This is a genomic window from Mycobacterium sp. 1165196.3, from assembly GCF_001673415.1.
Classification (GTDB): Bacteria; Actinomycetota; Actinomycetes; order Mycobacteriales; family Mycobacteriaceae; genus Mycobacterium; species Mycobacterium europaeum_A.
Genome location: NZ_LZLU01000194.1, coordinates 1 through 6,609, shown reverse-complemented (window position 1 = coordinate 6,609; position 6,609 = coordinate 1). Strand labels below are relative to the sequence as shown.

The following is a 6,609-nucleotide window of genomic DNA, read 5'->3' as shown; positions in this document are numbered from 1 at the left end:
ACGACGTGGTCGTCTACGCCATGCGCGATCTGTGCCCCAGCTAGAGACCACCTCGACCCACCACACTTCGGCGGCCTAGCGGCCGGCCGTTCTTCGCCGACTATTCACTCTCCCGAATTCTTTGCGCAGCGGGTCGTCGCACTTTTGTGTAAAAGTGCATCATCCGCATCGGGCACAGACATAAAGGAGAAGGTTGGATGGCGGCACGCAGGCGATATGGCCGGTTGATGAGCGCGGCGCTGGCCAGTGGCCCACTTTTGCTGGCCGGGGTCCTATGTGCCGGCCCGGCGCGGGCCGACGGGGCCGCCTTCATCAACGACCTGCACAACGCCGGCATCCACGCCGTCAACGGCGGCGACCCGGAGCTCTTACAGATGGGCGCGGACCTATGCCAGCAGCTTTCGTGGGGCGCCTCTCCGCAACAGCTGGAGGGCTTGGCGCTGCAACGCTCGGACGCCGACCAGGGCACCGGCGGGATCAACGGCCGCCAGGCCGCCGACGTCGTCATCTTCGCCCTGCGCGACCTGTGCCCCAACGCCTGACGGCGAACTAGCGGCGGGCAGCCCGGTCCGCGCTAGGGTGACACTCGAGTGAAGCTGAGCGCACGGAACCTGGCCGGCCTAAAGATCCCGGTCCCGACCTATGACCGCAGCCAGATCGGCGTCGGCATAGCGCATTTCGGCGTCGGCGGGTTCCACCGGTCGCATCAGGCCATGTACATCGACCGCTTGCTCGGTGACGGCCTCGCCCGCGACTTCGGCATCTGCGGGGTCGGCGTGCTGCCGGGCGACGAGCGCATGCGCGACGCGCTGCGCGGCCAGGACCACCTCTACACGCTGATCCTCGAGCACCCCGACGGCACGCGGGAACCGCGGGTCATCGGCTCGATCGTCGATTATCGTTATGCGCCCGACGATCCCGAGTCGGTGATCGAGCTGCTGGCCGCGCCCGCCACCCGGATCATCTCGCTCACCATCACCGAGGGCGGCTATCAGCCACCCCTGTCCGCGGTGTTCGGCTTGGTGGCCGAGGCGTGCAACCGGCGCCGCGAGCGCGGCCTGCCCTCCCCCACGATCGTCTCCTGCGACAACATCGCCGGCAACGGAGACGTGGCCCGACGCGTGTTCATCTCCTACGCCGAGCGGGTCGATCCCGAACTCGCGCAATGGATGCGCGAGAAGACCACCTTTCCCAACTCGATGGTCGACCGGATCACCCCGGTGACCACGCCCGACGTGCTCGAGCGGCTGGAGTCCGAATTCGGGGTGACCGACGCCTGGCCCGTGATCGCCGAACCGTTCGCCATGTGGGTCGTCGAGGATCACTTCGCCGACGGCCGACCACCGCTGGATCAAGCCGGGGTGCAACTCGTGGACGACGTGGCGCCGTACGAGGCGATGAAGTTGCGGCTGCTCAACGCCGGGCATCAAGGCCTGTGTTATTTCGGCTACCTCGCCGGATACCGGCTGGTGCACGACGCCGCCCAGGATCCGGTGATCGCGGAATTCGTTGCCCGCTATATGGATTCGGAGGCCATGCCGACGCTGCAGCGGATTCCGGGGCTCGACGAGTTCCGGGCCGGGCTGCTGCCGCGCTTCGCCAACCCCCACATCCGCGACACTGTCGCCAGGCTGTGCGCCGAATCCTCGGACCGCATCCCGAAGTGGTTGTTGCCGGTGGTGCGCGACAACCTGCGCACCGGCGGGGCGGTGCGGCTGTCCGCGGCGATCGTCGCGAGCTGGGCGCGCTACGCCGAGGGCGTCGACGAACAGGGCGAGCCGATCGGGGTGGTGGACCGCCTGGCCGACACCCTCGTCCCGCTCGCCCGCTCGCAACGCGACGACCCCGTCGCATTCCTGGCCAATCGTTCGGTCTTCGGCGACCTCGTCGACCAGGAGCGCTTTCGCGAGGCCTACGTGTGGGCGTTGGACTCGCTGTACCGGCACGGCGCACGGGCCACCCTGCGGGCGTTGATCGGGGCCGACGCACCGTGACCCTGGTCGCGGGCGTCGACTCCTCGACCCAGTCCTGCAAGGTGCTGGTGTGCGACGCCGCCACCGGCCGGGTGGTCCGCGAGGGTCACGCCGGCCATCCGCACGGCACCGAAATCGACCCTGCCGCATGGGAATCCGCCGCCCGAGCGGCCATCGCGGCCGCGGGTGGCCTGGACGGCGTCGACGCGGTCGCCGTCGGCGCGCAGCAGCACGGCATGGTGTGCCTGGACGCAACCGGACGGGTGGTGCGCCCCGCGCTGCTGTGGAACGACGTGCGCTCGGCCGACGCCGCGCGCGCACTCGTCGACGAGTTGGGTGGCGCGCGGGCGTGGGCCCGGGCCGTCGGCGTCGTGCCGCTGGCCGCGATCACGGTGGCCAAGCTGCGCTGGCCGGCCGACCACGAGCCAAACCACGCCGACCGCACCGCGGCGGTCTGCCTACCGCACGACTGGTTGACGTGGCGCCTGCGCGGCGACGCCGACGTCGCGGCGCTGAGCACCGATCGCAGCGACGCCAGCGGCACCGGCTACTACGACGCCGCCACCGGCACTTACCGGTCCGATCTGCTGGAACTGGCCCTGCGTGGCCGGCGCCCAGGGCTGCCGAGCGTGCTCGGACCGGCAGGCCGAACCGTCAGCGGCACAACGACATTCGGCGCCGGCCTGGGCGACAACGCCGCCGCCGCGCTGGGCCTGGGTGCCGAAGAGGGCGACGTGATGGTCTCGATCGGGACATCGGGAGTGGTGGCCGCCGTTACCGCGGATCCCGTCCGCGATGACACGGGATTCGTCGCCGGATTCGCCGACGGCACCGGACGTTACCTCCCGCTGGTGTGCACCCTCAACGGCGCGCGGGTGCTGGACGCGGCCGCCGCCATGTTGGGGGTCGACCACGACGAGCTGTCCCGCCTCGCGCTGTCGGCGCCGCCGGGCAGCGCGGGGCTGGTACTGGTCCCCTACCTGGAGGGCGAACGAACCCCCAACCGGCCCAACGCGACCGGGGCGCTGCACGGGCTGCGGGGGTCCAATGCGACGCCGACCAACCTGGCCCGGGCCGCGGTGGAAGGGCTGCTGTGCTCACTGGCCGACGGCCTCGCGCGGCTGACCGCACAGGGCGTCGCCGTGCGCCGCATCCTGCTGGTCGGCGGCGGCGCGCAATCGCGGGCGCTGCGCCAGGCCGCGCCCACGGTGTTCGGCATGCCGGTGCTGGTCCCCGCCCCGGCCCAGTACGTCGCGCTGGGCGCGGCGCGCCAGGCCGCGTGGGCGTTGAGCGGATCACCCGGACCGCCGGCGTGGAATCCGCCGCCCACCACCGAATTCACCGCGGACCCCGCGCCCGAGGTGGCGGCGCGTTACGCGCGGGTGCGCGACCTCACCGAGGGAGCCACCTAGTCGCCGGTCAGCGGCCGAAACACCGGCAGCACCCGGTACTTCGCGCTGAAGCTGGCCTTGTCGTATTTCTCGCGGACCTCGCCGTCGCAGGCGATGACCGTGGGTCCGTCGACGGCGCTGAAGCTGAATTCGGGCACCTGCAGCTCGTGGTAGAGCGGGCTGCGTTCCAGGCGCCCCAGGGCGAGCGCGGTCAGGATTCTGGTCCGCGCCCAGTGCCGCCCGGCCTCGAGGATGCGCACATCGATCAGGCCGTCGTCCATCCGGGTCCGGCGCGCTGGCGCGAACCCGCTCGGCAGGTACAGCGAATTGCCCAGGAAGAACAGGGATGTCAGCAGCGTCTTGTTGTCGTAGCGGATGCGCACGGGCTGCTCCTTGCGCAGCGTGCGCAGCATGGCGTACAGGCCGGCCAGCGGCTTGCCGATGCGCTTCTCGAGCTTCTCCCGCCGCCGCACGAACGCCGGGTAGGCGCCGATGCTGGCGGTGTTGAGGATCATCTGAGAATCGTTGAGGCACACCAGGTCCACGCAGGCCACCTGGCCGCGCCGGATCGCGTCGACCGTCTTGGCCACGGTGTCGCAGCCGATGTCCTTGGCGAAATGGTTGAACGTCCCGGCGGGAAAGACGGCCAGCGGCAACCCCGCGTCGATGGCCACCCCCGCGGCGGCCGCGACGGTGCCGTCACCGCCGCCCACCGCGAGCACCTCGGCGCCTTCGGCCGCGTTGCGCAGCACCTGCACCGCGTCGTCGTCGGGACCCAGTTCGCGGATGTCCACCTTCGGTAACGCGGCACGCACCTCGTCGACGACCCGGGCCCCGGTGCCGCTGCCCGACTCCGGGTTGATCACCAGCACCACGCCGGCGCCGTCGGGCCGCTGCGGGGCCGCGACGCGAAGCGGTTCCGTTCGCGGAAGGGCGGTTTCGACGATCGGCGGGACGAGGCGGCCGCCCAGCACGGCCAGGCCCGAACCGATGCCGAACCCGGCGATGACGTCGCCGGGGTAGTGCGCGCCGGTCACCACCCGTGACAGACCGACCAGCCCCGCGAGCAGCGCCAGGCCGAAGCCCAGTGGCGGGTTCTCCAGCCCCACGCCGATGGCGAACGCGGCGGCGCTGGCGGAGTGCCCCGACGGCAACGAGTTCGACGTCGGGCGGCGACGGACCTGCCTGACCAGGGGTACCAGCTCGTAGCCGGGTCGGGGCCGTCGGCGGATCCGCTTGGCGACCTGATTGGTGACCAGGCTGGTGGCGGCCAGCGTCACCAGGCCGCGGGTCGCGCCGCGCTGCGCGCTTTGGCGGCCGGTGGCCAGCAGCGCCGCGCCGATGGCCACCCACAGCTTGGAATGGTCGGCCGCCCGGGTCAGCGGCGGCATCACCGTGTCCAGCAGCGGGGTGTCGGTCTCGGCGATGGCATCGAACAGCTCTCGATCCAGCGTGCCCAGTCCCCGGGTGATCTGTTTGATGCCGCGTGCGCGTTGCCAGGGCCCCCTGTTCATTCGCTACACCCTAAATTGGTCCGAAGACATGGACGCACACGGCTATTGCAGCAGATGGCGCGACAACGCCGATCGCCGCGGCGTGGCCGCGCCCGTCGTCGCCGAGATCGCCCGCCGGCACGGCATCACCGCCGCGCGCTTTGGGGTGCTGGAGGGCATGGCCGAATTCATCGACCCGCACGGCAAATCGTTCTTCCTCATCCCCGCCTACGCCGACGGTGCGCGGGCCCGCGACGCCGCGCTGATGACCTATGTGTTCAACGCGGACACCGGCTACGGCAAACCGGGCGCGCGGCCCACGGACTTTCCGGCGACCCCTTACGGCGCCGCCGAGGTGGCTCGAATCATGGCCCGGCAGAAGGCAAATCGCTGGTGTTACAGCCGCGACGTCGCGTTCGTGCACCGCAATGGCGGGCGCCTGGTCGCCACCCCCAACGGCATGCTCATGGGCCTGGGCGGCAACTGGGTCCAGCGGCTGTTCAGCCAGCGCGGCGGCACCACCTGGGGCGACATCTTCCTGGTCAACGTGGGCAGGGTCGCCGACCCCGGCGGCCAGCTGCACCGGATCGTCTCGTCCGGGTGCGCCTGGTTTCTCGACCGGGCCGGCACCCCCCGCGCCAGTCGCCTCGACCTGGATCGGGTGTTGCACCACGAGGAGCGGCACGCCGCGCAGTGGGCGGACCGCGGCTATCTGGGCATGCTCACCGGCTACGGCCGGGAGCTGTTCCGCGAGTTGGCCTTTGGCGCGGTGAACGGGTTCGAGGAGGACGCGGGCCTGGCCGACGGTGGTTACAGGGCGTGAACCCCGTGATAGAGCACCATTGCGCCGATCACCACGAAGACCGCCGCCAGTAGGGCGCCGTTGTTGCGGTCCATCCAGTCCTTCAGGCGTGCCAGCGTGTCATCGAGGCGGCTGCCGGCCGCGGCATAGGCCAGGATCGGGATGGCGACGCTGGAAGCGGCGATGGCCACGAAGAAGGCGGCGGCCACCCAGTCACCGGCGAGGCCGAGCCCGCTGGTGCCGATGCCCAGCCCCGCGGGGACGCAGATGAGCGACACATCCGGGCGGACCACGGCCAGCACCGCGCCGAGGACCCCGGCCCGGGCCGGGGTGATGCTGGCGAACGAGCGCATCCAGGCCGGGGATTCGGCCTGGCCGTGCCGGTTTAGCCAGCGGTAGATGCCGTAGACGATCAGCGCCGAACCGAGCACCACGCGCAGCCACGACGACCATCGCGGGGGCGCCTTGTCCAAGCCGCCCAGCAGACCGGAGGCCGCCACCGAAATGGCCGTCAGCGCGGACAGGCTCAGCAACCAGCCGCCCAGAAACGCCAGGCTGCTCGGCCGCGGCCGCGGCGCCTGGAGCACCAACACCGCCGGAATGACCGTGAGCGGAGAGAGCGAGATGACCAGTCCGAGCGGAACGAGGCCGGTCAGCACCGTCCCCCAGCTTCCTGCCATGGGCGGCATCCTGCCATTGCCGTGCCGGTGCGACACCGAAACGCGCCGATCAGGCCAGCGCGCGAATCCCGTTGTAGAGCACGATCAACCCGATCAGGAACAGGATGACGGCCATCATCGCGTCGTGGTTGGCCTCCATCCAGGCCTTGAGACGTTCCAGGGCATCATCGAGGCGGTCCCCGGCGCCGACGTAGGCCAAGACCGGGATGGCGACCGTCGACGCGGCGAGCCCGACGAAGATCGCGGCCGCAATCACCTTGGCGCCGGCGC

At 71.0% G+C, this 6,609-nt stretch carries 7 protein-coding genes; 4 read left to right on the top strand and 3 right to left on the bottom strand.

Annotated elements, in window-relative coordinates; all coding sequences use genetic code 11:
* The first annotated feature begins 227 nt into the window (after positions 1-227).
* The 3 genes from A5659_RS20110 to A5659_RS20100 are packed head-to-tail and all read left to right on the top strand — an operon-like array spanning position 228 to position 3,385.
* Positions 228-542, top strand: coding sequence for a DUF732 domain-containing protein (locus A5659_RS20110; protein WP_369806912.1), 315 nt, complete (start codon positions 228-230; stop codon positions 540-542).
* Positions 543-590: 48 nt separating this feature from the next.
* The gene (locus tag A5659_RS20105; protein ID WP_067183716.1) at positions 591-1,994 is read left to right on the top strand and encodes a mannitol dehydrogenase family protein; all 1,404 of its coding nucleotides are present in this window, start codon (positions 591-593) and stop codon (positions 1,992-1,994) included.
* Positions 1,991-3,385, top strand: a complete 1,395-nt coding sequence (locus A5659_RS20100; protein ID WP_067183712.1) for an FGGY-family carbohydrate kinase — start codon at positions 1,991-1,993, stop codon at positions 3,383-3,385. The genes A5659_RS20105 and A5659_RS20100 overlap by 4 nt, the downstream gene beginning before the upstream one ends.
* Here A5659_RS20100 and A5659_RS20095 read toward each other — a convergent pair.
* A complete protein-coding gene (locus A5659_RS20095) occupies positions 3,382-4,878 on the bottom strand; it encodes a bifunctional phosphatase PAP2/diacylglycerol kinase family protein (protein ID WP_066863412.1) in 1,497 nt (498 codons plus the stop codon). The two genes, A5659_RS20100 and A5659_RS20095, sit on opposite strands and share 4 nt — an antisense overlap.
* A 28-nt stretch (positions 4,879-4,906) precedes the next feature.
* Here A5659_RS20095 and A5659_RS20090 point away from each other — a divergent pair, with 28 nt between their 5' ends.
* Complete coding sequence (locus tag A5659_RS20090) at positions 4,907-5,680, top strand: hypothetical protein (RefSeq protein WP_067183707.1); 774 nt, start codon at positions 4,907-4,909, stop codon at positions 5,678-5,680.
* Here the strand turns inward: A5659_RS20090 and A5659_RS20085 are convergent.
* Both A5659_RS20085 and A5659_RS20080 read right to left on the bottom strand, forming a co-directional pair.
* Entirely contained in the window at positions 5,668-6,339 is a 672-nt protein-coding gene (locus tag A5659_RS20085) for a GAP family protein (RefSeq protein WP_066863446.1), read from the bottom strand. The two genes, A5659_RS20090 and A5659_RS20085, sit on opposite strands and share 13 nt — an antisense overlap.
* 49 nt (positions 6,340-6,388) lie before the next feature.
* A partial coding sequence (locus A5659_RS20080; protein WP_197498109.1) for a GAP family protein occupies positions 6,389-6,609 on the bottom strand: 221 nt, incomplete at its 5' end.

What these genes read in the sequence shown, in the direction of transcription:
- A5659_RS20110 (WP_369806912.1), top strand. Translation starts at nt 228, where the DNA reads ATGAGCGCGGCGCTGGCCAGTGGCCCACTTTTGCTGGCCGGGGTCCTA.
- A5659_RS20095 (WP_066863412.1), bottom strand. Translation starts at nt 4,878, where the DNA reads ATGAACAGGGGGCCCTGGCAACGCGCACGCGGCATCAAACAGATCACC.
- A5659_RS20090 (WP_067183707.1), top strand. Translation starts at nt 4,907, where the DNA reads ATGGACGCACACGGCTATTGCAGCAGATGGCGCGACAACGCCGATCGC.
- A5659_RS20085 (WP_066863446.1), bottom strand. Translation starts at nt 6,339, where the DNA reads ATGGCAGGAAGCTGGGGGACGGTGCTGACCGGCCTCGTTCCGCTCGGA.